Annotated in this window: 25 protein-coding genes and 1 pseudogene; 7 read left to right on the top strand and 19 right to left on the bottom strand. The window is 58.6% G+C overall.

The window, feature by feature from the left end; all coding sequences use genetic code 11:
• Positions 1 to 61 precede the first annotated feature (61 nt).
• From nuoF to lrhA, 6 genes are all read right to left on the bottom strand, one after another.
• Entirely contained in the window at positions 62 to 1,408 is a 1,347-nt protein-coding gene (gene nuoF, locus D7I37_RS26335; protein WP_061795801.1) for an NADH-quinone oxidoreductase subunit NuoF, read from the bottom strand.
• A complete protein-coding gene (gene nuoE, locus D7I37_RS26340; protein ID WP_061795800.1) occupies positions 1,405 to 1,956 on the bottom strand; it encodes an NADH-quinone oxidoreductase subunit NuoE in 552 nt (183 codons plus the stop codon). The genes nuoF and nuoE overlap by 4 nt, the downstream gene beginning before the upstream one ends.
• 2 nt (positions 1,957 to 1,958) lie before the next feature.
• A complete protein-coding gene (gene nuoC / locus D7I37_RS26345) occupies positions 1,959 to 3,755 on the bottom strand; it encodes an NADH-quinone oxidoreductase subunit C/D (protein ID WP_061795976.1) in 1,797 nt (598 codons plus the stop codon).
• A 95-nt stretch (positions 3,756 to 3,850) separates the two neighbouring features.
• Positions 3,851 to 4,525, bottom strand: a complete 675-nt coding sequence (locus D7I37_RS26350; RefSeq protein WP_061795799.1) for an NADH-quinone oxidoreductase subunit B family protein — start codon at positions 4,523 to 4,525, stop codon at positions 3,851 to 3,853.
• Positions 4,526 to 4,540: 15 nt separating this feature from the next.
• Positions 4,541 to 4,978 carry an NADH-quinone oxidoreductase subunit A gene (locus D7I37_RS26355; RefSeq protein ID WP_061795798.1) on the bottom strand — a complete coding sequence of 146 codons (438 nt, stop codon included), beginning with the start codon at positions 4,976 to 4,978 and terminating at the stop codon, positions 4,541 to 4,543.
• 710 nt (positions 4,979 to 5,688) lie between these two features.
• Positions 5,689 to 6,624, bottom strand: coding sequence for a transcriptional regulator LrhA (gene lrhA, locus D7I37_RS26360; protein WP_061795797.1), 936 nt, complete (start codon positions 6,622 to 6,624; stop codon positions 5,689 to 5,691).
• A gap of 853 nt (positions 6,625 to 7,477) precedes the next feature.
• Between lrhA and D7I37_RS26365 the strand changes: the two genes are divergently transcribed.
• Both D7I37_RS26365 and yfbR read left to right on the top strand, forming a co-directional pair.
• A complete protein-coding gene (locus D7I37_RS26365; protein WP_061795796.1) occupies positions 7,478 to 8,692 on the top strand; it encodes a pyridoxal phosphate-dependent aminotransferase in 1,215 nt (404 codons plus the stop codon).
• Positions 8,693 to 8,804: 112 nt separating this feature from the next.
• Complete coding sequence (gene yfbR / locus D7I37_RS26370; protein WP_061795795.1) at positions 8,805 to 9,404, top strand: 5'-deoxynucleotidase; 600 nt, start codon at positions 8,805 to 8,807, stop codon at positions 9,402 to 9,404.
• Positions 9,405 to 9,432: 28 nt separating this feature from the next.
• Here yfbR and D7I37_RS26375 read toward each other — a convergent pair whose 3' ends face one another.
• The 4 genes from D7I37_RS26375 to yfbV all read right to left on the bottom strand — a co-directional run bounded on the left by D7I37_RS26375 (position 9,433) and on the right by yfbV (position 13,131).
• Positions 9,433 to 11,310: an SLC13 family permease gene (locus D7I37_RS26375; protein WP_129544711.1), complete on the bottom strand. Its 1,878-nt coding sequence runs from the start codon at positions 11,308 to 11,310 to the stop codon at positions 9,433 to 9,435.
• 53 nt (positions 11,311 to 11,363) lie between these two features.
• The gene (locus tag D7I37_RS26380; protein ID WP_061795794.1) at positions 11,364 to 12,020 is read right to left on the bottom strand and encodes a sugar phosphatase; all 657 of its coding nucleotides are present in this window, start codon (positions 12,018 to 12,020) and stop codon (positions 11,364 to 11,366) included.
• Between the two features lie 17 nt (positions 12,021 to 12,037).
• Positions 12,038 to 12,532, bottom strand: a complete 495-nt coding sequence (locus D7I37_RS26385; RefSeq protein WP_061795793.1) for a YfbU family protein — start codon at positions 12,530 to 12,532, stop codon at positions 12,038 to 12,040.
• A 143-nt stretch (positions 12,533 to 12,675) separates the two neighbouring features.
• The gene (gene yfbV / locus D7I37_RS26390; protein WP_061795792.1) at positions 12,676 to 13,131 is read right to left on the bottom strand and encodes a terminus macrodomain insulation protein YfbV; all 456 of its coding nucleotides are present in this window, start codon (positions 13,129 to 13,131) and stop codon (positions 12,676 to 12,678) included.
• Positions 13,132 to 13,486: 355 nt separating this feature from the next.
• Here yfbV and ackA point away from each other — a divergent pair, with 355 nt between their 5' ends.
• Together ackA and pta are read left to right on the top strand one after the other, a co-directional pair.
• A complete protein-coding gene (gene ackA / locus D7I37_RS26395) occupies positions 13,487 to 14,689 on the top strand; it encodes an acetate kinase (RefSeq protein ID WP_061795791.1) in 1,203 nt (400 codons plus the stop codon).
• Positions 14,690 to 14,762: 73 nt separating this feature from the next.
• Positions 14,763 to 16,919 (top strand): phosphate acetyltransferase, encoded by a 2,157-nt coding sequence (gene pta / locus D7I37_RS26400; RefSeq protein WP_061795790.1) that lies wholly within the window; start codon positions 14,763 to 14,765, stop codon positions 16,917 to 16,919.
• Between the two features lie 110 nt (positions 16,920 to 17,029).
• Here pta and D7I37_RS26405 read toward each other — a convergent pair whose 3' ends face one another.
• From D7I37_RS26405 to D7I37_RS26435, 7 genes are all read right to left on the bottom strand, one after another.
• The gene (locus D7I37_RS26405; RefSeq protein ID WP_073970248.1) at positions 17,030 to 17,476 is read right to left on the bottom strand and encodes a hypothetical protein; all 447 of its coding nucleotides are present in this window, start codon (positions 17,474 to 17,476) and stop codon (positions 17,030 to 17,032) included.
• A complete protein-coding gene (locus D7I37_RS26410) occupies positions 17,454 to 17,846 on the bottom strand; it encodes a polymorphic toxin type 44 domain-containing protein (protein ID WP_071997811.1) in 393 nt (130 codons plus the stop codon). The genes D7I37_RS26405 and D7I37_RS26410 overlap by 23 nt, the downstream gene beginning before the upstream one ends.
• A gap of 532 nt (positions 17,847 to 18,378) precedes the next feature.
• Positions 18,379 to 19,332 carry a transketolase family protein gene (locus tag D7I37_RS26415; RefSeq protein WP_061795788.1) on the bottom strand — a complete coding sequence of 318 codons (954 nt, stop codon included), beginning with the start codon at positions 19,330 to 19,332 and terminating at the stop codon, positions 18,379 to 18,381.
• Positions 19,325 to 20,170 carry a transketolase gene (locus tag D7I37_RS26420; protein ID WP_174524341.1) on the bottom strand — a complete coding sequence of 282 codons (846 nt, stop codon included), beginning with the start codon at positions 20,168 to 20,170 and terminating at the stop codon, positions 19,325 to 19,327. The genes D7I37_RS26415 and D7I37_RS26420 overlap by 8 nt, the downstream gene beginning before the upstream one ends.
• 15 nt (positions 20,171 to 20,185) lie before the next feature.
• Positions 20,186 to 21,565, bottom strand: coding sequence for a PTS ascorbate transporter subunit IIC (locus tag D7I37_RS26425; protein WP_061795787.1), 1,380 nt, complete (start codon positions 21,563 to 21,565; stop codon positions 20,186 to 20,188).
• 23 nt (positions 21,566 to 21,588) lie between these two features.
• The gene (locus D7I37_RS26430) at positions 21,589 to 21,870 is read right to left on the bottom strand and encodes a PTS sugar transporter subunit IIB (protein WP_061795786.1); all 282 of its coding nucleotides are present in this window, start codon (positions 21,868 to 21,870) and stop codon (positions 21,589 to 21,591) included.
• Between the two features lie 93 nt (positions 21,871 to 21,963).
• Positions 21,964 to 22,407 carry a PTS sugar transporter subunit IIA gene (locus D7I37_RS26435; protein WP_061795970.1) on the bottom strand — a complete coding sequence of 148 codons (444 nt, stop codon included), beginning with the start codon at positions 22,405 to 22,407 and terminating at the stop codon, positions 21,964 to 21,966.
• A gap of 314 nt (positions 22,408 to 22,721) precedes the next feature.
• Between D7I37_RS26435 and D7I37_RS26440 the strand changes: the two genes are divergently transcribed.
• A complete protein-coding gene (locus D7I37_RS26440) occupies positions 22,722 to 23,741 on the top strand; it encodes a LacI family DNA-binding transcriptional regulator (protein WP_061795785.1) in 1,020 nt (339 codons plus the stop codon).
• Positions 23,742 to 23,804: 63 nt separating this feature from the next.
• Here D7I37_RS26440 and yfcD read toward each other — a convergent pair whose 3' ends face one another.
• Together yfcD and yfcE are read right to left on the bottom strand one after the other, a co-directional pair.
• Positions 23,805 to 24,362 carry an NUDIX hydrolase YfcD gene (yfcD, locus tag D7I37_RS26445; protein WP_061795784.1) on the bottom strand — a complete coding sequence of 186 codons (558 nt, stop codon included), beginning with the start codon at positions 24,360 to 24,362 and terminating at the stop codon, positions 23,805 to 23,807.
• A gap of 90 nt (positions 24,363 to 24,452) precedes the next feature.
• Positions 24,453 to 25,003, bottom strand: a pseudogene (gene yfcE, locus D7I37_RS26450) (phosphodiesterase).
• A gap of 229 nt (positions 25,004 to 25,232) precedes the next feature.
• Between yfcE and D7I37_RS26455 the strand changes: the two are divergent.
• Entirely contained in the window at positions 25,233 to 25,556 is a 324-nt protein-coding gene (locus D7I37_RS26455) for a cupin domain-containing protein (RefSeq protein ID WP_061795782.1), read from the top strand.
• 203 nt (positions 25,557 to 25,759) lie between these two features.
• Positions 25,760 to 26,389, top strand: coding sequence for a GSH-dependent disulfide bond oxidoreductase (gene yfcG, locus D7I37_RS26460; RefSeq protein ID WP_129544712.1), 630 nt, complete (start codon positions 25,760 to 25,762; stop codon positions 26,387 to 26,389).
• Positions 26,390 to 26,403 lie beyond the last annotated feature (14 nt).

Genomic DNA, 26,403 nt, shown 5'->3' on the forward strand with positions numbered 1-26,403 from the left:
AGTGGCCTGCCTTGCGGCAGGCGTTAATCAAAAATTCTGGCCGTGTTGCGAGCTAGCCGGCTTACCAGCGTTGCTTCAGCAGGTTGTTCGGCTGAATGCCGCCAATCGCATGTGCGTTGCCGTAGTGCTTAACGGCAATACCCGCTTCGAACTCTTCACGGAAATATTTAATCGCGCTTTGCAGTGGCTCTACGGCACCTGGCGCGTGGGCGCAGAAGGTTTTGCCCGGGCCGAGGGAACGGCACAGCTGCTCGAGGGTTTCGATATCCCCCGGCTGCCCTTCGCCGTTTTCCAACGCGCGCAGGATCTTCACGCTCCACGGCAGGCCGTCGCGGCATGGCGTACACCAGCCGCAGGACTCGCGGGCGAAGAACTCTTCCAGGTTGCGCACCAGCGGAACCATGCCGATTTCGTGGTCCACCGCCATCGCCAGCGCGGTGCCCAAACGGCTGCCGGCCTTGCCGATTGCGCCGTATTCCATCGGCAGATCGAGGTGATCGGCGGTCAGGAAGTCGGTGCCCGCGCCGCCCGGTTGCCAGGCCTTGAAGCGCAAGCCGTCGCGCATGCCGCCGGCGTAATCTTCGAGGATCTCGCGTGCGGTGGTGCCGAACGGCAGCTCCCAGACGCCCGGGTTTTTCACCCGGCCGGAGAAGCCCATCAGCTTGGTGCCTTTGTCTTCGCTGGCGGAGATGCCGGTGTACCACTCAACGCCGTTGGCCAGAATGGCCGGCACGTTGCACAGCGTTTCCACGTTGTTGACGCAGGTCGGCTTGCCCCAGGCGCCGGCGGAGGCCGGGAACGGCGGCTTGGAACGCGGGTTGGCGCGGCGGCCTTCCAGCGAGTTGATCAGCGCGGTTTCTTCGCCGCAAATATAGCGGCCGGCGCCGGTGTGCACGATCAGCTCGAAATCAAAGCCGGTGCCGAGAATGTTCTTGCCCAGGTAACCGGCTTCGGTGGCTTCCGCGATGGCGCGGCGCAGGTGCACCGCCGCTTCGACGTATTCGCCGCGCAGGAAGATGTAACCGCGGTAAGCCTTCAGCGCGAACGCGGAGATCAGCATGCCTTCCACCAGCAGGTGCGGCAGCTGCTCCATCAGCAGACGGTCTTTATAGGTGCCCGGCTCCATTTCATCGGCGTTACACAGCAGGTAACGGATGTTCATGGACTCGTCTTTCGGCATCAGGCTCCACTTCAAACCGGTGGAGAAGCCTGCGCCGCCGCGGCCCTTCAGCCCGGAGTCTTTCACCAGGCCGACTATTTCGTCGGGAGCCAGGCCCTTGAGGGCTTTTTCCGCACCGGCATAGCCGTTCTTGCTGCGATATTCATCCAGCCACAGCGGCTGTTTGTCGTCGCGCAGACGCCAGGTCAGCGGATGCGTTTCGGGAGTGCGCACAATGTCTTTAATCATTGATACTGCTCCAGTAGCGTCTCGATATCTTCAGGCTTCAGCTGACTGTGAGTGTCCTCATCAATCATCATGGTCGGCCCTTTATCGCAGTTGCCCAGGCAGCAGGTCGGCAGCAGAGTGAAGCGGCCATCAAAGGTGGTTTGACCCGGTTTGATGTTCAGCTTCTTCTCAATGGCGGCCTGAATGCCCTGGTAACCGGTGATGTGACAAACAACGCTGTCACAATAACGGATCACGTGACGTCCTACCGGCTGACGGAAAATCTGGCTGTAGAACGTGGCCACGCCTTCTACGTCGCTGGCCGGGATGCCCAGCACTTCCGCGATGGCGTAAATCGCACCGTCCGGAACCCAGCCGCGCTTCTTCTGCACAATTTTCAGTGCTTCGATGGAAGCGGCGCGCGGATCCTCGTAATGGTGCTTTTCATGCTCGATCGCCTCACGTTCTTCCGCACTCAGCTCAAATGCATCAGCGCCGCTCTGAGGAGCGGCTGCATTGATGGGCTCAAGCGCATCGTTGACTGCGTGATTGTCTTTTTGAGAGTGCATAATTAGCGGTCCACATCTGACATAACAAAATCGATACTGCCCAGATAGACGATCAGGTCGGAGACCAGGCTGCCACGGATTACCGCCGGGATCTGCTGCAGGTGCGCAAAGCTTGGCGTACGTACCCGGGTGCGGTAGCTCATGGTGCTGCCGTCGCTGGTCAGGTAGTAGCTGTTGATCCCTTTGGTGGCTTCAATCATCTGGAATGATTCGTTGGCTGGCATCACCGGGCCCCAGGAAACCTGCAGGAAGTGGGTGATCAGCGTTTCAATATGCTGCAACGTGCGCTCTTTCGGCGGCGGCGTGGTCAGCGGGTGATCGGCCTTGAACGGGCCTTCCGGCATGTTGTTCAGGCACTGTTCGAGGATGCGCAGGCTCTGGCGCAGCTCTTCCACCTTCAGCATCACGCGGGTGTAGCAGTCGCTGTTGCCGTCGCCGACCGGGATTTCGAAGTCGAAATTCTCGTAGCCGGAATACGGGCGCCATTTGCGCACGTCAAACTCGATGCCGGTGGCGCGCAGGCCGGCGCCGGTCACGCCCCACTCCAGCGCTTCCTTGGCGTTATAAGACGCCACGCCGACGGAGCGGCCTTTCAGAATGCTGTTCTTCAGCGCCGCCTTGACGTAAGAGTCCAGGCGCTTCGGCATCCACTCGAGGAACTCGCGCAGCAGGCGATCCCAGCCGCGCGGCAGGTCGTGCGCGACGCCGCCGATGCGGAACCAGGCCGGGTGCATGCGGAAACCGGTAATCGCTTCCACCAGGTCGTAGATTTTCTGCCGATCGGTAAAGGCGAAGAACACCGGGGTCATGGCGCCGACGTCCTGAATGAAGGTGCTGATGTACAGCAGGTGGCTGTTGATGCGGAACAGTTCGGACAGCATCACGCGGATGGTGTCGACGCGCTCCGGCACCTTGATGCCGGCCAGCTTCTCGACCGCCAGCACGTAAGGCATTTCGTTTACGCAGCCGCCGAGGTACTCGATGCGGTCGGTATACGGAATGTAGCTGTGCCAGGACTGGCGCTCGCCCATTTTTTCGGCGCCGCGGTGGTGGTAGCCGATGTCGGGCACGCAGTCGACGATCTCTTCGCCGTCCAGCTGCAGAATGATGCGGAAAGCCCCGTGCGCCGACGGGTGGTTAGGGCCGAGGTTGAGGAACATGAAGTCCTCGTTTTCGGTGCCGCGCTTCATGCCCCAGTCTTCCGGCTTGAAGGTCAGCGATTCCATTTCCAGATCTTCTTTCTGTTTGGTCAACACGAAAGGATCGAACTCGGTGGCGCGCGCCGGGTAGTCTTTACGCAGCGGGTGGCCTTCCCAGGTCTGCGGCATCATGATGCGCGACAGGTGCGGGTGGCCGTCGAAGGTAATACCGAACATCTCCCAGGTTTCGCGCTCATACCAGTTGGCGTTAGGGAAAACCTTGGTGGCCGTGGGCACGTGCAGGTCTTTTTCAGACAGCGCCACTTTCAGCATGATGTCGCGGTTGCGTTCGATGGAAATCAGATGATAGAAAACAGAAAAATCCGCGGCGGGCAAACCGTCACGGTGGGTGCGAAGACGCTCGTCCACGCCATGCAGATCGAACAGCATGACGTAAGGCTTCGGCTGTTTTCTCAGGAACGTCATTACTTCCAGCAACTGGTCAGGCTTGACCCATACCACGGGCATTCCGGTACGGGTGGGCTGAACAGTAAAGGCTTCCGGCCCAAAACGGTTGCGCAGTTCGCCGATCACCGGGTCGTCAAGGTGATCTCGGGTTTGCCAGGCAGGCAAGGCGTCGTGCGTCGTCAAATCTGTCATAATTTTTTTCACCACACTAAAGGGTTATTTCGCCGCAATTTTCACTTTCGCTGTGTTAACCAATAGCGCACTAAGATGGACGTTAAATGAACGTCTTAAATCTCGTCAGGCGTCCGAAGGTTGGTCACCGCGATGCGCTCGCCGTGTTTACGCTCTCTTTCAGACTGCATGTTGGCGCGGTAAACGCCCTGATCGCCGACAACCCACGACAGCGGGCGGCGTTCTTTGCCAATGGATTCCTGCAACAGCATCAGCGCCTGCATATAGGCTTCCGGACGCGGCGGGCAGCCGGGAATGTACACGTCGACCGGCAGGAACTTGTCCACGCCCTGCACCACGGAATAGATGTCGTACATGCCGCCGGAGTTGGCGCAGGCGCCCATCGAGATCACCCACTTGGGTTCCAGCATCTGCTCGTACAGGCGCTGAATGACCGGGGCCATCTTGGTGAAACAGGTGCCGGCGACCACCATCAGGTCAGCCTGACGCGGCGATGCGCGCAACACTTCAGCGCCGAAACGCGCCACGTCGTGAACGGCGGTAAACGACGTCACCATCTCCACGTAACAGCACGAAAGGCCAAAGTTATATGGCCAAATAGAGTTTTTACGCCCCCAGTTCACCATGTCATGCAATGCATGCTCGAGTTTACCCATGTAAACCGTGCGGTGGACCTGTTGTTCCAGGGGATCGGCGACGACCTCCTGTTTTTGCAGGGGATAACGGTCGTTCTCACCGTTCGGGTCTATGCGGGTGAGCGTATAGTCCATCTTAATGCCTCGCTGTTACTGCGGATGACTGTTGGTGTTAGTGATGGTGCCGGGTTTGCTCTGGCGTCGGGAACGCGCCGGAGTCCAATCCAACGCGCCGATGCGCACCAGATAAACCAGGCCGGCCAATAGCACCAAAATGAAAATGGCGGCTTCGATAAAGCCTACCCAGCCACTCTCGCGAACCGAGACCGACCAGGCGTACAGGTATAAGGCTTCAACGTCGAAAATTACGAAGAACATGGCGACCAGGTAGAACTTGGCGGACAGACGCATGCGCGCCGTACCGACCGAGTCGATCCCGGATTCGAACGGGGTGTGTTTGGCGCGCGCCCGGGCTCTCCCGCCCAGGAAGAACGCACCCAGCAGCATTAAGCCGCAGAGCCCGATAGCCACGACAAGAAATACGGCGAACGCCCAGTGATGAGCGATAACTTCAGTGGTTGTTGACATACTCTATGCTTACTCATCAAAAGTGGCGTCGATCGCTCTGCTCTTGTACCCGGCAGTTAGTGCACCACATCGATTTAAGGGAAGGATAAATTAACCACACAAACAAACTGCTTTTACAGCGAGTTAGGCAGCGTTTTACTGTGGGCTTTTTACTCCTTTCTATAACCTTTTGTCAACTTTGACAAAAGTATCTACACACTAGTTTACATACGCATCATTTGATTAACATTTGATGCGCCAGGCTCAGGCTAAATCGTGTCAGTTAATTTTTGTGTAGAAACAGACAGATATAAGCCGTCATGCATATTTCAGTTTTACTATATCATTGTCTCAGGAATTCCCTGTTCTTCCACTCACTACCTAGGGGTATTTTTTTGATCCAGGACACGTTTTCAGCATAAATCCTCAAAAAAAGTGTGGGCCTTTAACAATTTTTGTCAAATTCAGCCGAAAAAACGTTCGCCATAATCTAACAAAATAACCATATTATTTCCATGCCTTTACGCTCCGACCCAATTGGTCATAAAGCAAACGATTTTCGTCTGCGGCGGCCTGAGCCGGTTTTTAATTAATGGAAAGAGTTAAACAAATAACCAACTCATGACAAAACCTCAGCCAAATGCGCATAACAGCCGATTTTCTTAAAAAAAGGCCAAAAAAAACCTCCGCCGAAGCGGAGGTTTTCTGGTCATGGTCAACGCAGTCCGGCGTTATTCTTCCTCATCCACCAGGCTGGCGTCGTCTTGCGCCGTACCGCCCTGCCCGTTGAGGTTATAGCTGTCGTTGCCGCCCTGCATCGCGCTGAAGATGGCCATCGCCAGCTCGTTGTCGCACCGGGCGTCTTTACATAAGGCATACTGGGTATCCGGCAACGGCGGCAGGCCCTCTGCGGCGCCCAACACCCGCAGGTCAGGGCTCATCATCTCAACCGGCCGTACGGTTACGCCCAGGCCGGCCTTGCAGGCGGCGCGAACGGCGGACAGCGTTGAGGCCACGTAGGCGATGCGCCACGGAATGCCGGCCTCGTCCAGATGCTTGATGGCCATGGTGCGGAACGGACTGGGTTCGTCCATCACCACCAGCGGAATGGGTTCACCGGCCTGGTAGTGATAATCCGCCGCGCAATACCACAGCGTCGGCGAGGTGCGCAGCACGATATGCGGCTGCCCCTCGGCGTCTGCCGTGGTGATCGCCAGATCGACCTCGCCTTCTTTCAGCATGTCGACCATCTGCGGGCTGCGTTTTACCCGCACGTCGATCGCCAGCTTGGGGTAAATCGAGGTCACGCGGTTCAACAGGAAAGGCAAAATGGTATCGGCAGTGTCGTCTGAAGCACCGATAGTCAGAACGCCCTTTATATTGTTGTACATCAGAGAGGTACAGGCTTCGTCGTTGAAACGCAGGATTTTCCTGGCGTAGCCGAGAAGCTGGATACCGTGCTCAGTCAAGAGTTTGTTGCGCCCATGGCGGGCAAACAGTTCCTTGCCTACCAGTTGCTCTAACCGCTGCATTTGTTGACTGACCGCTGATTGAGTGCGACAAACGGCGACCGCCGCGGCCGCAAAGGTATTCAAATCAGCAACAGCAACAAAGGTTCTTAGCAGATCGAGGTCGAGATTAAGTATCGGACGATTTGCAGTTGTCATAGTGTATTCTTCACTTTTTTAAATTCTAATTTACAAACTACCCTGGTGTGTTTCCAAGACATCGTTGAAAAGGGACGATGCCTGTTATGACAGTACCCCACTCATTAGTGGAGGGCAAAAAAATTACTTATATTTCGTTACCTCTATCGCTTTTTAAAATGCGATCTATCGCAAACGCTTATAGAACGCGGGGGGTTAATACGAGTAAAAGTGTTTAACTTTTACCAAATGAAAGATTTTACTCATGCTCGTCGCCCAATTACCACTCCATTCGTGCTGTAGAGAACGCCGAACCTCAGGGCGGCGCCGACCTTTTGTCGGCCAAAAATATAAACGAGACTCGCCGCGTTCGCCGTTTCATCCCCGCCTGATTTTAATAAATTCAATCAGTAAGATTTTCCCAATCAATAATATTCCGATAGTCAGTTAACCTTTTCTTAAGATACAAGATAAAGCATCGCTAATGTAATTAACCGTTTAAGCCAGTGTGGTTCGGCTGACGCCAGGCTGCCATCAGACTACTCCGGTATTATCATTTCTTTACAGTTTATCTGACGCTATCCTCCCCCGCCGCTTATCAGTGCCCGCCGCCGGGCGCCGCCAGGTGGGGCAAGAACGTTTACATACGCCGCTTAAATCAGAATAAAACCCCAACAAAATGATAAACAAAGGCATTATAGACCACAAACATCGTTTTCCTTTGTTTATCATCACTAAAATTCCGCCTTGCGCCATGCGTTTGCACCAAAGGCGTGCATAACCCTTCAAAAGCATCAGCGCCAGGAGTACATTGGGCGGGTTGCGGCGTTCCACGGTAGGAACGCCCCTATCCCAGCAAAAGGCTCAACTTTCTATGTCCCCCATTGAGAAATCCAGCAAACTGGACAACGTCTGTTATGACATTCGCGGCCCGGTGCTCAAAGAAGCTAAACGTCTTGAAGAAGAAGGCAATAAGGTCCTGAAACTGAACATCGGCAACCCGGCCCCGTTCGGCTTCGACGCCCCGGATGAAATCCTGGTCGACGTGATCCGCAACCTGCCGACCGCGCAGGGTTATTGCGATTCCAAGGGGCTCTTCTCGGCGCGCAAGGCGATCATGCAGCACTACCAGGCGCGCAACATGCGTGACGTTACCGTTGAGGATATCTACATTGGCAACGGCGTATCCGAGCTGATCGTCCAGTCCATGCAGGCGCTGCTCAACAGCGGCGACGAACTGCTGGTGCCGGCGCCGGATTACCCGCTGTGGACCGCGGCGGTATCGCTGTCCGGCGGCAAGGCGGTGCACTACCTGTGCGACGAGCAGGCCGGCTGGTTCCCGGATCTGGACGACATCATCAGCAAGATCACGCCGCGCACCCGCGGCATCGTGATCATCAACCCGAACAACCCGACCGGCGCGGTCTACAGCAAGGCCCTGCTGGAGCAGATCGTCGAGATCGCCCGGCAGCATAACCTGATCATTTTCTCCGACGAGATTTACGACAAGATCCTGTATGACGAAGCCGAGCACCACTCGATCGCCGCATTGGCGCCGGACCTGCTGACCGTCACCTTCAACGGGCTGTCGAAAACCTATCGCGTGGCGGGCTTCCGCCAGGGTTGGATGGTGCTCAACGGGCCGAAGAAACACGCCAAGGGCTACATCGAGGGGCTGGAAATGCTGGCCTCGATGCGCCTGTGCGCCAACGTGCCGATGCAGCACGCCATCCAGACCGCGCTGGGCGGCTATCAAAGCATCAGCGAGTTCATCCAGCCCGGCGGCCGCCTGTATGAACAGCGCAACCGCACCTGGGAACTGCTCAACGACATCCCGGGCGTTTCCTGCGTGAAGCCGCAGGGTGCGCTGTATATGTTCCCGCGCATCGACGCCAAGCGTTTCAACATTCACGACGACCAGAAAATGGTGCTGGATCTGCTGCTGCAGGAAAAAGTGCTGCTGGTACAGGGCAGCGCTTTCAACTGGCCGTATCCGGACCACGTGCGCATCGTCACCCTGCCGCGCGTGGACGAGCTGGAAATGGCGGTCGGCAAGCTGGGCCGCTTCCTGGAAAGCTATCGCCAGTAATCGCCGCGGGCGCAGCGCTCTGCTGCGCCCCTTCCCTGCACACGCCGGTTGCATAACTTCAGGTCACTGCTTCACAATGGAGCCCTCACTTGCCGTTGTAAAAGAGAGCACCATGAGCCAGAGCCATTTTTTTGCCCACCTGTCCCGCCTGAAACTGATCAACCGCTGGCCGCTGATGCGCAACGTGCGTACCGAAAACGTCTCCGAGCACAGCCTGCAGGTGGCGTTTGTCGCCCACGCGTTGGCGGTGATCAAGAACCGCAAGTTCAATGGCAATCTGAACGCCGACCGGGTGGCGCTATTGGCGATGTACCACGACGCCAGCGAAGTGATCACCGGCGACATGCCGACGCCGATCAAGTATTACAATCCGCAGATCGCCCACGAGTACAAGAAGATCGAAAAGATCGCCCAGCAAAAGCTGCTGGACATGATCCCGGCGGAGCTGCGCAACGATTTCCGCTCGATCCTCGATGAGCACTACTACAGCGAAGATGAAAAGCTGCTGGTGAAGCAGGCCGATGCGCTGTGCGCCTACCTCAAATGCCTGGAGGAACTGTCCGCCGGCAATAACGAATTCACGCTGGCCAAGGCGCGCCTGGACAAAACCCTGCAGCAGCGCCGCAGCCCGGAAATGGACTACTTCATGGAGGTGTTTATCCCGAGCTTCAGCCTGTCGCTGGATGAAATCAGCCTCGACGCCTCGCTGTGATCCCGCCGGCGCGGCGACCGTCGCGCCGTCAAAAAGCGTATAACCAGGGCACTACCATCACGCTGACCGCCATCACCAGCAGGGTGAAAGGCACGCCGATGCGCACGAAATCCCCGAACCTGTAGTTGCCCGGCCCCAGCACCAGCGTGTTGACCGGCGACGAGACCGGCGTCATAAAGGCGGCGGAAGCGGCAATGGCGATAATCATGGCGAAGGGGTACGGCGACACCCCCATTTCCCGCGCGGCGGCGATGGCGATCGGCGCCATCAGCACCGCGGTGGCGGTATTGGAAATAAACAGCCCGATGGTGGCGCACAGCACGAACAGGCACAGCAGCATCACCCGCGGCCCGGCGCCGCCGGCGACGTCCATCAGGCCGCGCACGATCAGGTCCACCCCGCCGGTTTTCTGCAGCGCCTGAGCGAACGGCATCATGCCGACGATCAAAATGATGCTCGGCCAGTGGATAGATTTGTAGGCGCTTGCCATGTCGATGCAGCGGAACTTGCCCATCAGCAGGCAGGCTGCCAGCGCGGCGATCGGGTTGGGGATTTCATCGGTCAGCATCATCGCCACCATCAACGCCAGACAGAACAGCGCATGCGGCGCCTGGGTGATGGCCGGCGCCACCTCATCCACCTCGGCGGGCAGGTTAAGCACGATAAAGTCATGGGTGTTGGCCTGCAGCTGGCGTATCGCCTTCCAGTCGCCGATCACCAATAGAATGTCGCCCAGCGCCAGCGGTTCGTCCACCAGCTTGCCGGCCAGCGTCTCGCCGCTGCGGCGAATGCCCACCACGTTCAGATCATAGCGGCTGCGGAACGCCGCCTCGCGCAGGCTGGTGCCCAGCAGCGCCGAATCGGGGATCAACGTCACCTCCGCCATGCCGACGTTGCGCGACTGCTCGGAGAAGTAGTCGCCGCGTAGCACCATCGGCTCCAGCTGCTGCTCGCCGCAGAATTCGCGCAGATCGACCTGGCTGTCGGACATGTCGATCAGCAACACATCGCCTTCGCGCAGCTCGGTGCTGCCGGAGGCGCTGATCATCACCCGGCGGAAGCGTTTCCAGCGTTCGATGCCCACCACGTTGGCGCCGTAGCGGGCGCGCAGGTGCAGCTCGTCCAGCGAACGGCCAATCAGCGGCGAAGCGCTGCGAACCGCCAAACGCCGCGCGCGGCCGGCCAGCTTATAGTCGCGAACAAGATCGCGGAAGGTGCGGCGCTGCCAGGTTTCCCTCGCCTTGCCGGCGGCGTCGTTGCCCAGCCAGCGCCGGGCCACCAGCATATAGCCCACGCCCAGCACCAGCACCGCCAGGCCGATCGGCGTGACGCCGAAGAAGCCGAACCCCACGATGCCTTCGCGCACCAGCTCGCTGTTCACCACCATGTTCGGCGGCGTCGCCACCAGCGTCATCATGCCGCTGATCAGGCCGGCGAAGCTCAGCGGCATCATCAGCCGCCCCGGCGCGATTTTCATCCGCGCCGTCACGCTGAGCACCACCGGAATGAAGATCGCCACCACGCCGGTCGAACTCATGAAGGCGCCCAGCCCGGTCACCGTCACCATCAGCAGCATCAACATTTTGGTTTCGCTGCTGCCGGCCACCTTAACCAACCAGTCCCCCACCTGATAGGCCACGCCGGTGCGCACCAGCCCTTCGCCGATCACGAACAGCGCGGCGATCAGAATCACGTTGGGATCGCTGAAGCCGGCCGTCGCCTCCTGCATGCTCAGCGTGCCGCTCAGCACAAAGGCGATGATCACCAGCAGCGCCACCACGTCCATTCGCAGCTTGTTGGTGGTAAACAGCACGATGGCGATTAACAGTAAACTCAGCACCCACAGTAATTCGCTGTTCAAAACGGCCTCATCCGGCAACATATCCAGGGGCCTAAAAACTAGCATAAAAAAACCCCGCCGATGCGGGGTCTAATCAATTTGGGTGAAGATAACGGCGATCAGTCCACCCGGGTGATGCTGGCGCCGGCGGCGCTTTTGCTGACGGCGATCTGCTCCAGCGAAGACAACCGCAGATCGACCCGATCCAGCTTCGGCGCGTCGGCCGGCGCGTTGACCGCGATCACCTGGCAACCGGCCGCCAGGCCGGACAGGATGCCGGCGGGCGCATCTTCCACCACCACGCAGTCCCGCGGCGCCAGCCCCAGGCGCTCGGCGCCCAGCAGGTAAGCGTCGGGCTGGGGTTTGCCGTGTCGCACCTGTTCGGCGGTGATGAACACCTCCGGCTGCGGCAGCCCCGCGGCCTGACGGCGAGCGCTGGCCACCGGGACAGAACCCGAAGTGACGATCGCCCAGGGGATGCCCAGCGCGTTCAGCTGCGCCAGCAGCGCGGCCGCGCCCGGCAGCGCACGGACGCCGTCGGTATCCTGCGCCTCCACCTGTTCCAGCAGCAAGAATTCCCGCTGGATGGCTTCCTCGCTTTCGCCCGGCATAAAGTGGCGCAAGGAGGTAATGGCCTGTTTACCGTGAATGAAATCCAGTACGTCCTGCGGGCTGACGCCGCGGCGTTTGGCCCAGTTAATCCAGGCGCGCTCCACCGCCGGCAGCGAATCTACCAGGGTGCCATCAAGATCGAACAGAAAACCCTTACACTCCACAGGAAACCTCTTTTTAATCAAGCATTGATAATTTGCGCTATCTCAACGGCGCTCAAATGGTACTGACGCGGGCAAGACAGCCAGACGGCCAGCATGCGCTGGTATTTGTCCCACATCTTGGTTTGGGCGTTAAAGCCGTGGCTGCCGGAATCGAAGTGAGTATAGCGCCCCTCGGTGCCGACCAGGAAACGCACGTAGCTCAGGTAGCGCGCTTCGGTGGCGGCGTCGAAGCCGAGAAACGCCAGACGGCGTTCATCCAGCCCCTGTTTTTCCTTCAGGTTGCCCCAGGAGACCTGCAGCGCGTGATGCATCTCCATCACGTTGATGATGGTGCGGCACACTTCTTCGCTCAGTTCGCCGAAATCGCGATCCAGCTCGCGCATCTGCAGGCCGAAGCCGCGCTCGATGATGGTCTGCAACCGGCGATAACGATCGGCGTTGTCCGGATCGAGCAGGGTCATCATCTTGTACTGATTCGACAGGATCAGCCGTTGGGCATGGGTCATTTCCATCAGGATTTCCTCGTTTCTGTATGATGGCGAGAGCATCGCACAGCGCAATATCGCAGGAAATCACAACTCGACCGTTCTTTGATTTAAACCGGGGTTATTGGCGCTATCGTCAAAAAGGCCGCGCTCGGCGCGGCCCTTTTCGCTTACAGATCGTCGAGGAAGGTTTTATCCAACTGCTTGAAGGCGCGCTTCAGCAGATCGGCCAGCGCCTGATAGGTCGGCGTGCCTTCGACCGGCGCCACCGCCTGGCCGGCTTCCGCCAGCTTGTTGCGCACCTCATGGAACCACTGCAGCAGCGTCGGCGGCAACGGCGTCGCCGAGCGGCGGCCCAGCCACCACAGCCCCTGCATCGGCAGGCTGCAGGCGAACAGCGCGGTGGCGATCGCCGGGCCGAGCTGGCCGCCCAGCGCAATTTGCCAGGTCAGGGTAAATATCGCCAGCGGCGGCATAAAGCGGATGGCAAAACGGGTGGCACGCGCAACGCGATTCTCCGGAAAGACCGGAGCCAGACGTTTGTCTGACGGCCAGGTTTTCATATAATGCTGCCCGCGCTGGAAGACCTGAAACCAGCTTACGGAACCGGACGGTTTGCTCGTCATCGCGTACCTCAACTTCACGTAAAAAATAAAAGGCGTCTGCAGACACAATACTAAAAAATTTGAAGCTTTAAATTTATTTTGTGTTTGCTGCGGGCTATCGGTATCCTAAGCCGGCCTTTTGGCCGGTAGAAGACGACAAGAATTCTGTCAACTTTTAGCCCTATAAAAATCAAGATTATTTAAACCGCAGAGAAATCATCGGTTTTTTCATCATCATGCGATTTGTGCAATTCACATGATGTTAATCATAAATGTCAACGGCATTATGCGCTACGCTTGTTGTCTGATTGACGATTAATTCACCACGTGTTTTTGGTTTTTCTTTAACAACACGAACTATTAAGTAGGTACTTCCATGTCGAGTAAGCTAGTACTGGTTCTTAACTGCGGCAGTTCTTCCCTGAAATTCGCCATCATCGACGCCGTTAACGGTGAAGAATTCCTCTCCGGTTTGGCCGAGTGTTTCCACCTGCCTGAAGCCCGCATCAAGTGGAAAATGGACGGCGCCAAACACGAAGCTGCCCTGGGTGCCGGCGCTGCACACAGCGAAGCGCTGAACTTCATTGTTAATACTATTCTGGCACAAAAACCGGAGCTTTCAGCCCAGCTGACCGCTATCGGCCACCGCATCGTGCACGGCGGCGAGAAGTTTACCGCCTCCGCCGTGATCAACGACGAAGTCCTGCAGGGTATCAAAGATTCCGTGCCGTTTGCACCACTGCATAACCCGGCGCACCTGATCGGTATCGCTGAAGCATTGAAATCTTTCCCGAAACTGGCTGATAAAAACGTCGCCGTGTTCGACACCGCGTTCCATCAGACCATGCCGGAAGAATCTTACCTGTACGCTCTGCCGTACAGCCTGTACCGCGACCACGGCGTTCGCCGCTACGGCGCGCACGGCACCAGCCACTTCTACGTGACGCAAGAAGCCGCGAAGATGCTGAACAAGCCGGTGGAAGAAGTGAACGTGATCACTTGCCACCTGGGCAACGGCGGCTCGGTCACCGCGGTGCGCAACGGCAAATGCGTTGACACCTCCATGGGTCTGACCCCGCTGGAAGGCCTGGTGATGGGCACCCGCAGCGGTGACATCGATCCGGCGATCATCTTCCACCTGCACGACTCCCTGGGCATGAGCGTTGACCAGATCAATAAAATGCTGACCAAAGAGTCCGGCCTGCTGGGCCTGACCGAAGTCACCAGCGACTGCCGCTATGTTGAAGACAATTACGACAGCAAGGCCGACGCCAAACGCGCGATGGACGTATTCTGCCACCGCCTGGCCAAATACATCGGCGCTTATAGCGCGCTGATGGAGGGCCGTCTGGACGCGGTGATCTTCACCGGCGGCATCGGCGAAAACGCCGGCATGGTGCGTGAGCTGACCCTCGACAAACTGGGCCTGCTGGGCTTCGAAATCGACCACGAACGCAACATGGCCGCGCGCTTCGGCAAATCCGGCGCCATCACCAAAGACGGCAGCCGCCTGGCGCTGGTGATCCCGACCAACGAAGAGTTGGTCATCGCGCAGGACGCATCCCGCCTGACCGCGTAATGCTCTCAAACACCGTCAGCCCAGGCTGACGGTGTTGTTTTAGCCTCATGTTAATCGTGAAGAGGACTATTCTGTGTCACGTACAATTATGTTGATCCCCACCGGCACCAGCGTCGGTCTGACCAGCGTCAGCCTGGGCGTCATCCGCTCCATGGAGCAGCAAGGCGTTCGCCTGAGCGTGTTCAAACCCATCGCCCAGCCGCGCTCCGGCGGCGACTCTCTCGACCAGACCACCACCATCATCCGCAGCAACTCCACCATCCCGGCGGCCGAACCGCTGCGCATGAGCTACGTCGAAGGCCTGCTGAGCTCCAACCAGCAGGACGTACTGATGGAAGAGATCGTGGCGCGCTACCACGAAAACACCAAAGACGCGGAAGTGGTGCTGATCGAAGGCCTGGTGCCGACCCGTAAACACCAGTTCGCCAACGCGCTGAACTACGAAATCGCCAAGACCCTGAATGCGGAAATCGTCTTCGTGCTGGCGCTGGGCAACGATTCCCCGGCGCAGCTGAAAGAGCGCATCGAACTGGCGCGCAGCAGCTTCGGCGGCAGCAAGAACAAAAACATCACCGGCGTGATCATCAACAAGCTGAACGCCCCGGTCGACGAGCAGGGCCGCACCCGCCCTGACCTGTCTGAAATCTTCGACGACTCCACCAAGGCCAGCGTCACCAACGTCGATCCGGCGCAGCTGTTCGCCAACAGCCCGCTGCCGGTGCTGGGCTGCGTGCCGTGGAGCTTCGATCTGATCGCCACCCGCGCCATCGACATGGCTCGCCACCTGAAGGCCCGCGTGGTCAACGAAGGCGACATCATGACGCGCCGCGTGAAATCCGTGACCTTCTGCGCGCGCAGCATCCCGCACATGCTGGAACACTTCCGCCCGGGCTCCCTGCTGGTGACCTCCGCAGACCGCCCCGACGTGCTGGTTTCCGCCTGCCTGGCGGCGATGAACGGCGTGGAAATCGGCGCCATCCTGCTGACCGGCGGCTACGCCATCGACGAGCCGATCAGAAAGCTGTGCGAACGCGCCTTCCAGACCGGCCTGCCGGTATTCATGGTCGACACCAACACCTGGCAGACCTCGCTCAGCCTGCAGAGCTTCAACCTCGAAGTGCCGTCTGACGACCATCAGCGCATCGAGAAAGTGCAGAACTACGTGGCCAGCCACATCAACGCCGAGTGGATCGAGTCGCTGACCGCCACCTCCGAGCGTTCGCGTCGCCTGTCGCCGCCGGCGTTCCGTTACGAGCTGACCGAGCTGGCGCGCAAAGCCGGCAAGCGCATCGTGCTGCCGGAAGGCGACGAGCCGCGCACCGTGAAAGCGGCGGCCATCTGCGCCGAACGCGGCATCGCGGAATGCGTGCTGCTGGGCAACCCGGACGAGATCCAGCGCGTTGCCGCTGCGCAGGGCGTTGAACTGGGCAAAGGCATCGAGATCGTCGATCCGGTCGCCGTGCGTGAAAACTACGTGCCGCGCCTGGTCGAGCTGCGTAAAAGCAAGGGCATGACCGAAGTGGTTGCCCGCGAGCAGCTGGAAGACAACGTGGTGCTCGGCACCCTGATGCTCGAAAAAGGCGAAGTCGACGGTCTGGTATCCGGCGCGGTTCACACCACCGCCAACACCATCCGCCCGCCGCTGCAGCTGATCAAAACCGCGCCGGGCAGCTCGCTGGTGTCTTCCGTGTTCTTCATGTTGCTGCCTGACCAGGTTCTGGTCTACGGCGACTGCGCGATCAACCCGGATCCGACCGCCGAACAGCTGTCTGAAATCGCCATCCAGTCGGCGGATTCCGCCGCCGCCTTCGGCATCGAACCGCGCGTGGCGATGATCTCCTACTCCACCGGCAACTCCGGTGCGGGCAGCGACGTTGAGAAGGTGCGCGAAGCGACCCGTCTGGCGCAGGAAAAACGCCCGGATCTGATCATCGACGGCCCGCTGCAGTACGACGCCGCCATCATGGCCGACGTCGCCAAGTCCAAGGCGCCGAACTCACCGGTCGCCGGCCAGGCTACCGTGTTCATCTTCCCGGATCTGAACACCGGCAACACCACCTATAAAGCGGTACAGCGTTCCGCCGATCTGGTGTCCATCGGGCCGATGCTGCAAGGCATGCGCAAGCCGGTGAACGACCTGTCGCGCGGCGCACTGGTAGACGATATCGTGTATACCGTCGCGCTGACGGCGATCCAGTCTTCCCAGGCTGACGCCGCCGCCAAGGCGTAATAAACCGTTAAAAAAAAGCCAGTCAGTTAATCCTGACTGGCTTTTTTTATGCCTGATACTTTTGGCGATAATGCTGTTTTAGGCAATATCCGCCCCCGCTGCATACTCCATCATCGCCAGGCGCTGACGCCCCGCGCAGAAAAATCAACGGTAGGCATGACGGGTGTTTGGCTGTTCTTGGCATAGAAAAATGCCGAATTCGTAAAGGAATACACCTTCCCGGAAAAATTGATGGTGACGCGGTTGCCCTCGCCGCGGATAGTTGCATCAGCCCGATCCGCCGTCAAAATTGGCGCGCTTTGACTCAGCACGTTGATAGGGTCGCCATCCAGGCTTCCGTTCAAATAGTAACGATACACATCCGTGTCGGTGGCCCCCGCATTCTGGTACTCGGTGACATAGAGCCAAATCTCGTCGGTCAACTGCTTTTTGCTGTAGAGCTTATCGTCATAAGTATCGCGGGTGGCATACCAATACCCCACAAAGCCAACGACAATAACCAACAAAACCGTCGTCAATAGCCGATGAGCCCATTTAGTAACCATGCCGAGTTGCATAATCAATTCCTTGTTTGATCCAATATTGATCCCGAGGGTCATCACCATACGGCGGGCGTTGATACCAATGACTCCATTCTAACCGCGATGTTCCTGCACGTGACTGAGCAAATCCAGCGCCCATCAACAAAATATCTGCGGGAATTCCAGCCGCGGTACCGGTTGCACCATAATTGAAATTACCAAAGTTAGCCAAGGCGCGATTTTGCTGTTTGTAATCCCAGGGGCCCCGATTTTTTACCTGATGGTAGAACCAATAGTAAGTACCAGGCAACGCCATGTTGCGCGGTTGCCCCTGCCTGCGCGCCTCGCGCAAGTTTCTGGCGAGAACGGTAAAACCGCCTGGCGGCAGTAATGGAACCACGGCCATAATCTCCTCCTTGAGAACCGAATGTAACTTATGGTGCAGAAATATAACGATCCCCTTAGGTATAAGAAGACGCTTATCTGCGCTGTAATAGAGTCTATTATTCGTACTGTGTACTACCGAATTCTATCAACCAAGAATCTCGTGTTATGCCAATGATATCGTTACCCAACGGCACTCTCTCAAGCGTTATGCCTATCATCCCTCTTTGGCTTTATTACTCTGCGCTGACAATAACCTGCGAAATCTGGCCGTCACTGATTTTCAGCGAGAAACTGCGCTGCCAGAAGCGTTTGGAATCGGCATCCTTCGGCTTATTGTTGTTATCATTCACTCCTTGAATATAACAATATGTATTTATTGAATTTATTTCCTCATTATCGCTTTTCGTCTCAAAACTGACCACTTATTATCAATAAAAATCCAAAAAGTCCCCTAAGGGACTTTGCGGTCGGTAACGCGTTGATAAACGGCTCTGGATCTGGCAACGCGCGGGGAATGACACTGTTGAGGGCCGGCATTGCCGGCCCTGCAGTTACAACAACTGCTGCGCCGCATCCAAAATATGCTCGGCGGTCAGGCCGTACTCCTGCTGCAGAAACGCCTGGGTGCCCACCTGGCCATAGCGCTCTTTCACCCCCACCCGCCGCATCGGCACCGGGCATTCTTCCGCCAGCACCTCGGCCACCGCCGAACCCAGGCCGTTGTGGATGCTGTGGTTCTCGCAGGTGACGATTTTGCCGGTCTTGGCGGCATAGGTTTTGATGATGTCGCGGTCGATAGGCTTGAGGGTGAACATGTCGATCACCGCCGCGCTGACGCCACGCTGTTCCAGCATCTGCGCCGCCTTCAGCGCTTCGGCCACCATGATGCCGTTGGCCATCAGCGTGATGTCGTCGCCGTCGCGCAGCAGGTTGCCCTTGCCGATGGTGAAGCGCGAGCCGTCCTGATAGATGCGCGTCGCCTGCTTGCGGATGGTGCGCACCCAGTAGAAGCCTTGCAAATCCATCAGCTGCTGCAGGATATCGGCGAACATGGTGGCGTCGGTCACTTCCAGCACCACCGAATGCGCCAGGCCGCGCACGATGCCCATGTCTTCGAACGACATATGGGTGCCGCCGTTGTGGCAGGCGGTTACCCCGGCGTCGGAGGCGATCACCTTGACGTTGTTGCGCTGGTAATCCAGCGACATGAACAGCTGATCGAAACAGCGGCGGCTGGCGAAGGCGGTGAAGGTGTGCACGAAAGGCACCCGGCCGGTGAGCGCCAGCCCGGCGGACACGCCGATCACGTTGGCCTCCATGATGCCGCAGTTGATCACGTGCCGCGGATGGTCCTTGTGCACCCCGTCCATCGCCATCGAGCTCATCAGGTCCGCCTCCAGCGCGATGATCGGCGTATCCGCCTCAATCTGCCGGCGCACCATGCCGGCATACACTTTGCGCATCTCTATAGCGTCGTTTTCCAACTCGGTCACTACGTTAAACATGGGCGGCCTCCAGTTCGGCGATGGCTTTTTCGATTTCTTGCTGTACGTCCGGCGTCAAACGCAGGTGATGCGAGTTCTGCAGGTTCTCCAGATAGCTCACGCCCTGCCCCTTGATGCTGTCGAGCACGATCACCAGCGGCCGCTGTTCGCCGCCGCGCGCCGGCGCCGCCGCCTCATGCAACGCGGCGATGTCGTCGCCCTTGATGGTCTGCACCTCAAAACCGAAGGCGCGGAACTTGCCGGCCAGATCGAACGGCTTGATCACCTCGTCCAGCAGGCCGTCCAGCTGCTGCTTGTTGTAATCGATAAACAGCGTCAGGTTGTTCAGGTTGTGATGGGCAATAAACTGGAAGGCTTCCCAGCACTGCCCTTCGTTCAGCTCGCCGTCGCCGAGGATGCTGAATACCCGATTGCGCCGTCCCGCCAGCCGATGCGACAGCGCCATGCCGGCGGCGATCGACACGCCCTGCCCCAGCGACCCGGTGGTGGCGTCCACCCCGCGGGTGCGCAGCCGGTCCGGGTGGCTCGGCAGCCGGGTGCCGTTCTGGTTGAGCGTCTTCAGCTCCGCCTGCGGGAAATACCCCTTGATCGCCAGCGTGCTGTACAGCGCCGGGCCGGCATGGCCCTTGGACAGCACGAAGTAATCGCGCTCCGGCCAGTCCGGATCCGCCGGATCGATGCGCATCACGCCGCCGTACAGTACCGCCAGCGTTTCCACTACCGACATGCAGCCGCCGTAGTGGCCGAAACCCAGCCCGGTCAGCGCCTTCAGCGTTTCCAGGCGAATATCGCGCGCCAGGGTGCGCAACTCTTCAATTTCCGTGATTGTATGACTCATCAGAACTGTCCTCGCTTATTTTTCAACGCGGTCGGCGGCAGGCGCGCTTTTGCGTTTTCCCAGGAAGTTGTGCGCCACCAACAGCGCAAACACGGCGACGATCGCCAGCATGATCATTTCTTTCGACATAAAGCGCGCCATGTTGCCCAGCAGGATGCCCACCACGCCGAAGTCGGCGTCGGAGAAGGTGGTGTTGGCGAAGCCCAGCGCCCCCAGCACCGGCAACAGCAACACCGGCAGGAAGGTGATCAGCAGGCCGTTGGCGAAGGCGCCCAGCATCGCGCCGCGGCGGCCGCCGGTGGCGTTGCCGAACACCCCGGCGGTGGCGCCGGTGAAGAAGTGCGGCACCACGCCGGGCAGGATCAGCACCATCTTCAGCTGCCCCAGCAGGAACAGCCCGGCCAGGCCGCCGAGGAAGCTGAACAGAAAGCCGATCAGCACCGCGTTGGGGGCGTAGGGATAAACCACCGGGCAGTCCAGCGCCGGCCGCGCGTTAGGCACCAGTTTTTCCGAAAAGCCGGTAAACGCCGGTACGATTTCCGCCAGGATCAGGCGCACGCCCTGCAGGATGATGAACACCCCGGCGGCGAAGGTGATGGCCTGAATAATCGAATACACCAGGTAGTTCTGGCCGCCGCTGAGCTGGCCCTCGACGTAGGCCCGCCCGGCGCAGATCGCCAGGATCAGGTAGATGACGATCATGGTCATCGAGATGGAAATGGAGCTGTCGCGCAGGAAGCTGAGGTTTTTCGGCAGGTTCATTTCCTCGGTGGAGCGCGAGTTTTTGCCGACCTTCGAACCGATCCAACCGGACAACACATAGCCCAGGGTGCCGAAGTGGCCGAAGGCGATGTCGTCGTTGCCGGTGATGCGGCGCATATAGCGCTGGGCGATCGCCGGGAAGAACGCCATGATCAGCCCCAGCGTCAGCGCGCCGGTAAACACCAGCGGCACGCCTTCAAAGCCCGCCACCGTCAGGATGATGCCGATCATGCAGGCCATGTAGAAGGTGTGGTGGCCGGTCAGGAAGATGTATTTCAGCCGGGTAAAGCGCGCCACCACGATGTTCGCCACCATGCCGAACGCCATGATCAACGCGGTGGAGGCGCCGTATTTCTCCAGCGCGATGGAGACGATCGCTTCGTTATTCGGAATGATGCCCTGAATATTGAAGGCGTGTTCGAACATGCCGCCGAGCGGGTTCAACGAGCCCACCAGCACGGTGGCGCCGCCGCCCAACACAATAAAGCCGAGAATGGTTTTTACCGTGCCCTTCACCACGTCGGAGAATGATTTTTTTTGCGCCAGCAAACCGATCAGGGCAATAAGACCGACCAGCACTGAAGGCACCTTTAATATATCAACCACAAACTTAAGCGTTTCCTGGATAAACATATCCACCTCGCCAATCGGTTTATTCAGATGATTGAGTGAGCTTCGAAGTAAGCGCGCAGCTTGGCTTCCAGCTCATTGATGTCGATGATATTGCTGATGACCACCAGCTGTTCCGCCGGCACGCTGGCGCTGTCGGCGATGTCCTTCGCCATCACGAAAATATCGGCGGCGCCGGGCGTGGCGGAAGAGAGATCGGAGTGTTCGACCTCGGCTTCTATCGCCATTTTTTTCAGCACTTTTTTGATGTTCATTTCCACCATAAAGCTGCTGCCAAGACCTGAACCGCAAATCGCCATGATTTTCATTGTATTCACCTGTTAAATTTCGCATGTAGGGTAGCGCCGTCAGAAATAAATCTGACGGAGCAAGACGTCATTATTCGGCCTGGTGATTAAAAATTAGTAGCGGGCAATAATATCCTCGATCTGTTGTTTGTCTCGCGCCTGAAATAAGGCGTCCATCGCCGGGCTATCCGAAAACAACTCCGCCAGCTGCGAGATTAATTCAATATGGCTGCTGCTGTCGGGTGCGGAGAGCATCACCACTATCCACACCGGGTCGTTATCTTCGGAGTGAAAGCGCACCCCCTGATGAACCTTCAGCAGCGACAGCCCCAGCGCGTTGGCGCCCTCTTCCGGCCGGGCGTGCGGCATGGCGATGCCCGGCGCCAACACGAAATACGGCCCCAGCGCCGCGTGCTGCCGAAAAATCGCCGTCAGATAATCCGGCGTGATGATATTGCGCTGCAGCAGCGGCCGGGCGCTCAGCGTCACCGCCTGCCGCCAGTCCTCCACCCGCTCGCACAGCTGTATATGCTCGGCGCTCAGCCAGTCTTTCAGCACGTATCCCCCGATGGTCAATGTGTTAGCCCCGCGCCGAAGAACCACTCCCCGGCGACGGTAAAACTTTAATCAACGCCCCGGCGGCACACTGTGATTCGCATCACAAAGATAGCGCTACCAAAGTTCTATCATGCAGATCTGTGATAGCGCTATCAAAACGCCGGGCCGCAGGATGGCGTTAACCACAATTTTTTATCGCTGGCCGGGGTAACGGGTTAGAATGTGTCGCATACTGGGATCGTCGAAGCCGCTTTGCCGGCTTCCCATCATCACAATTTTTATGCGCGGCATGCGCATTTCAGTCGGGATTACGAATGTCGATCGGTAAAAAACGACGCAGCACAGGAAGGGTGACGCTGGCCGACGTGGCGCAGCTGGCGGGCGTCGGCACCATGACCGTTTCGCGGGCGCTGCGCACCCCGGAGCAGGTTTCAGACAAACTGAGAGAGAAGATTGAAGCGGCGGTCAGCGAGCTGGGCTATCTGCCCAACCTGGCCGCCAGCTCGTTGGCGTCGGCCTCGTCTTATACCGTCGCCATGGTGGTGCCCAGCCTGTCCGAATCGGGCTGCGCCGACATGTTCGCCGGCTTGCAGAAAGTGCTGCAGCCGGCGGGTTATCAAATCATGCTGGCCGAGTCGCAACACCACCTGGAACGCGAAGAGAAGCTGCTGGAAACCCTGCTGTCGTATAACCTGGCGGCGGCGGTGCTGCTCAGCGTCGAGCATTCGCAAAATACCCGCAACGCGCTGATCGCCGCCAATATTCCCGTGGTGGAAATCGGCGCGATGCGCGCCGACCCGATCGATATGAATATCGGCATCGATTACGTGGCGGCCATGTATCAGCTGACGCAAACGGTGATCGCCAGCGGTTATCAAAACCTCGGCCTGCTGTGCGCCAATCAGGAGCAGTGGATTTTCCAGCAGCACCTGCAGGGCTGGCACAAGGCGCTGCTGCGCAACCACATGTCGCCGCATCGGGTGATCAACGCCGCGCAGCCCGCCAGCTTCAGCACCGGCGCACAGCAGCTGCCGGAGTTTCTGCTGGCCTGGCCGGAGCTGGACGCGCTGGTGTGCGCCTCGGACGAGCTGGCCTGCGGCGCGCTGTATGAATGCCAGCGCCGGCGCATCAAGGTGCCGGATCAGCTGGCGGTGGTGGGATTCGGCAACGGTGAGTTCAGCCGGGTGTGTCAGCCGCCGTTGACCACCATGACCATCCCGCACCGTGAGATCGGCATTCAGGCCGGCCAGGCGCTGCTGGCGCGGCTGAACGATGAACCCTGGCGTCAGGCAGGCTCCCTGCCCTCGACGCTGTGCCGGCGCGACAGCTGCTGAATCCGGAGCATAAAAAAGCCGGCTGTCTGTCAGCCGGCTTTTTATCTTTTGCATGCCGAGAAGTCAGGCGTTTTCATCCGCATCGCGCAGCGGTTTGCCATAGGCCTGTTCGTTGTTGCGCGTCAGCCACAGCGACAGCGCCTTCAGCGAATCCGGCGTGAACTCGTCGCAGCGTGCGGTGATCTCTTCCGGCGTCAGCCAGTTCACCTCGACCACTTCCTCTTCCTGCAACGCAAAAGGACCGTGCGACACGCAGCTGAACAGCGCGCCCCACACCCGGCACTGTTCTTCCTCGAAGTAGAACAGGCCGTGCTCGGCGAAAGGCACGCCGGCAATGCCCAGCTCCTCTTCCGCCTCGCGGCGCGCCGAATCCAGCACGTTTTCCCCGCTTTGCACCACGCCGCCCGCGGTGGCGTCCAGCCAGCCCGGATAGAAGTCCTTGATATCGGTGCGACGCTGCACCAGAATTTTTCCCATTCCATCATGCACCACAATATAGGTAGCACGATGACGCAGCCGTTGAGCCCGCATCTGTTGACGACTGGATTGAGCAATCACCTCGTTTTGCTCGTTGACGATATCAACCCACTCGGTATCTGCAGCCTGACCCTGTTCCGCCATCCTCTAAAACCTTCTATTTTGGCGCGATGCATCCCGCGCACTGGTTAATCAATGAGTGTTTTTCAAAGATTTTTATGGTGTGTGTATAAATTAGTGCGTTAACGCCACCTCTGCAACAGCCTCGCCGCCGTCCAACGTGACCACACTCAAAATGCCCCGATCCAGTATGCCATAACTGGCCGGAAAGCCCCCTTGGGAATGCTGACCGAACCCGGATTGAAGCAGTAAATATCCCCCCGCCGCTCCGCCTGCGGCAGATGCGTGTGGCCGTAGACCAGCACATCGCCGGAAGATAACGGCGGCGGTGTCGAGGGATGATAAAGGTGACCGTGGGTCAAAAACAATCGTCTTTTTTGCCACAGCACCTGCTGCCAGGGCGCGGTGATGGGAAACGCCAGCAGCATCTGGTCGACCTCGCTGTCGCAATTGCCGCGAACGGCGATGATCTTGTCGCTATAGCGATTCAATCGTTCGGCAACCTGAGCCGGCTGATAGCCGGCCGGCAGCGCGTTGCGCGGGCCGTGATTCAGCAAATCGCCCAGAAGAATCAGCCAGTCGGCGGCGCTTTGTGCGAAGCGTTCCAGCACGCGTTCGGTCGCGGGCAGCGAACCGTGGATATCCGAGGCAAACATCAGCTTCATAACCATGCCTTTAACAGGGAAATAACCCCTATTCTAGCGCAACGTCGGCGCGGGGGTTAGCATACGAGGCCGAGGGGGGTAAAAATCATTTATGCGACACGGCTAGCAGAAACAGACGCAGCGAACGGCCACCCGGGATTGCGCCGGCATCACTTTTCTAAAATAATGAAATGATATTTTGATTTAACCCGGCCCTAACCCCCTGGGCCATTTCATACCGAGGCATCGCATGTTTATCCATAAGCAGCACACCGCACTGGAAGACCTGGGCAATGGCGTAACGCGGCGCATATTGGCCCACGGCGGCGCCCTGATGGCGGTTGAGGTCAATTTTCAGAAAAATGCCGTGGGCCCGCTGCACAGCCACCCGCACGAGCAGCTGACCTATGTGTTATCCGGGCGTTTTCGCTTCACCATCGGCGATGAAACGCGCGAAGTGGCCGCCGGCGACACCCTGTACAAAAAGCCGCACGTGGTGCACGGCTGCGTCTGCCTGGAGGCCGGCACGCTGCTGGATACCTTTACGCCGCAGCGCGAAGATTTTTTGCGTTGAAACGCCCGCTGCCCGGCCGCGTTCGTCCGGCGAGAATTGTGATCCCGCTTGCGCAGATAGCATCGGACGAATCTCACATAGCCTGCTATCCTTAGCTGCTATTGTTGGTATCCCTATAGTCAGATCGCTGAAATACCTTTGTGCGCGGCGAAGACCGCAGCAACGTGTAATGAATTACAGATCACCTTACCGCAGGAGGCAACATGATTGACCTGTATTACGCGCCTACTCCCAATGGTCATAAAATTACCCTATTTTTGGAAGAGGTCGGCTTACCCTACCGTATCCACCGCGTAAACATCGGCGCCGGCGACCAGTTCAAGCCGGCGTTCCTGAGCATTTCCCCCAACAACAAGATCCCGGCCATCGTCGACCAACAGCCGGTGGACGGCGGCGCGCCAATCAGCCTGTTCGAGTCCGGCGTAATTCTGCTGTATCTGGCGGAGAAGACCGGCAAACTGCTGAGCAAAGGGCTGCGCGAGCGCGCCGCCACGCTGCAGTGGCTGTTCTGGCAGGTGGCGGGCTTCGGGCCGATGCTCGGGCAGAACCATCATTTCAACCACTACGCCCCGCAGCCGGTGCCGTACGCCATCGAGCGTTACCATCTGGAAACCAAACGGCTGTATGGCGTGCTGGAAGCCGAGCTGCAAAAACACCCGTACCTGGGCGGCGACAATTACAGCATCGCCGATATCGCCACCTACCCCTGGGTGGTGTCGCATCCGCGCCAGCGCGTTGACCTGGCGGATTACCCGGCGGTGCGCAACTGGTTCGAACGCATCAGCAACCGGCCGGCGACCGAACGCGCCTACAAGCTGGCCGAGCAGGCTTAAGCCTTCCCGACTCC

This window comes from Serratia sp. 1D1416, from assembly GCF_003641105.1.
GTDB lineage: Bacteria > Pseudomonadota > Gammaproteobacteria > Enterobacterales > Enterobacteriaceae > Serratia > Serratia ficaria.

Coding starts and splice junctions, on each gene's coding strand:
- yfbV (WP_061795792.1), bottom strand. CDS start 13,131: ATGACGAGCAAACCGTCCGGTTCCGTAAGCTGGTTTCAGGTCTTCCAG.
- D7I37_RS26410 (WP_071997811.1), bottom strand. CDS start 17,846: ATGGCCGTGGTTCCATTACTGCCGCCAGGCGGTTTTACCGTTCTCGCC.
- D7I37_RS26420 (WP_174524341.1), bottom strand. CDS start 20,170: ATGAGTCATACAATCACGGAAATTGAAGAGTTGCGCACCCTGGCGCGC.
- yfbR (WP_061795795.1), top strand. CDS start 8,805: ATGAGCCAGAGCCATTTTTTTGCCCACCTGTCCCGCCTGAAACTGATC.
- lrhA (WP_061795797.1), bottom strand. CDS start 6,624: ATGACAACTGCAAATCGTCCGATACTTAATCTCGACCTCGATCTGCTA.
- D7I37_RS26455 (WP_061795782.1), top strand. CDS start 25,233: ATGTTTATCCATAAGCAGCACACCGCACTGGAAGACCTGGGCAATGGC.
- D7I37_RS26365 (WP_061795796.1), top strand. CDS start 7,478: ATGTCCCCCATTGAGAAATCCAGCAAACTGGACAACGTCTGTTATGAC.
- yfcD (WP_061795784.1), bottom strand. CDS start 24,362: ATGGCGGAACAGGGTCAGGCTGCAGATACCGAGTGGGTTGATATCGTC.
- D7I37_RS26415 (WP_061795788.1), bottom strand. CDS start 19,332: ATGTTTAACGTAGTGACCGAGTTGGAAAACGACGCTATAGAGATGCGC.
- D7I37_RS26430 (WP_061795786.1), bottom strand. CDS start 21,870: ATGAAAATCATGGCGATTTGCGGTTCAGGTCTTGGCAGCAGCTTTATG.
- D7I37_RS26385 (WP_061795793.1), bottom strand. CDS start 12,532: ATGGAAATGACCCATGCCCAACGGCTGATCCTGTCGAATCAGTACAAG.
- D7I37_RS26440 (WP_061795785.1), top strand. CDS start 22,722: ATGTCGATCGGTAAAAAACGACGCAGCACAGGAAGGGTGACGCTGGCC.
- D7I37_RS26350 (WP_061795799.1), bottom strand. CDS start 4,525: ATGGACTATACGCTCACCCGCATAGACCCGAACGGTGAGAACGACCGT.
- D7I37_RS26425 (WP_061795787.1), bottom strand. CDS start 21,565: ATGTTTATCCAGGAAACGCTTAAGTTTGTGGTTGATATATTAAAGGTG.
- yfcG (WP_129544712.1), top strand. CDS start 25,760: ATGATTGACCTGTATTACGCGCCTACTCCCAATGGTCATAAAATTACC.
- D7I37_RS26355 (WP_061795798.1), bottom strand. CDS start 4,978: ATGTCAACAACCACTGAAGTTATCGCTCATCACTGGGCGTTCGCCGTA.
- D7I37_RS26405 (WP_073970248.1), bottom strand. CDS start 17,476: ATGCAACTCGGCATGGTTACTAAATGGGCTCATCGGCTATTGACGACG.
- D7I37_RS26375 (WP_129544711.1), bottom strand. CDS start 11,310: ATGCTAGTTTTTAGGCCCCTGGATATGTTGCCGGATGAGGCCGTTTTG.
- nuoF (WP_061795801.1), bottom strand. CDS start 1,408: ATGATTAAAGACATTGTGCGCACTCCCGAAACGCATCCGCTGACCTGG.
- nuoC (WP_061795976.1), bottom strand. CDS start 3,755: ATGACAGATTTGACGACGCACGACGCCTTGCCTGCCTGGCAAACCCGA.
- ackA (WP_061795791.1), top strand. CDS start 13,487: ATGTCGAGTAAGCTAGTACTGGTTCTTAACTGCGGCAGTTCTTCCCTG.
- nuoE (WP_061795800.1), bottom strand. CDS start 1,956: ATGCACTCTCAAAAAGACAATCACGCAGTCAACGATGCGCTTGAGCCC.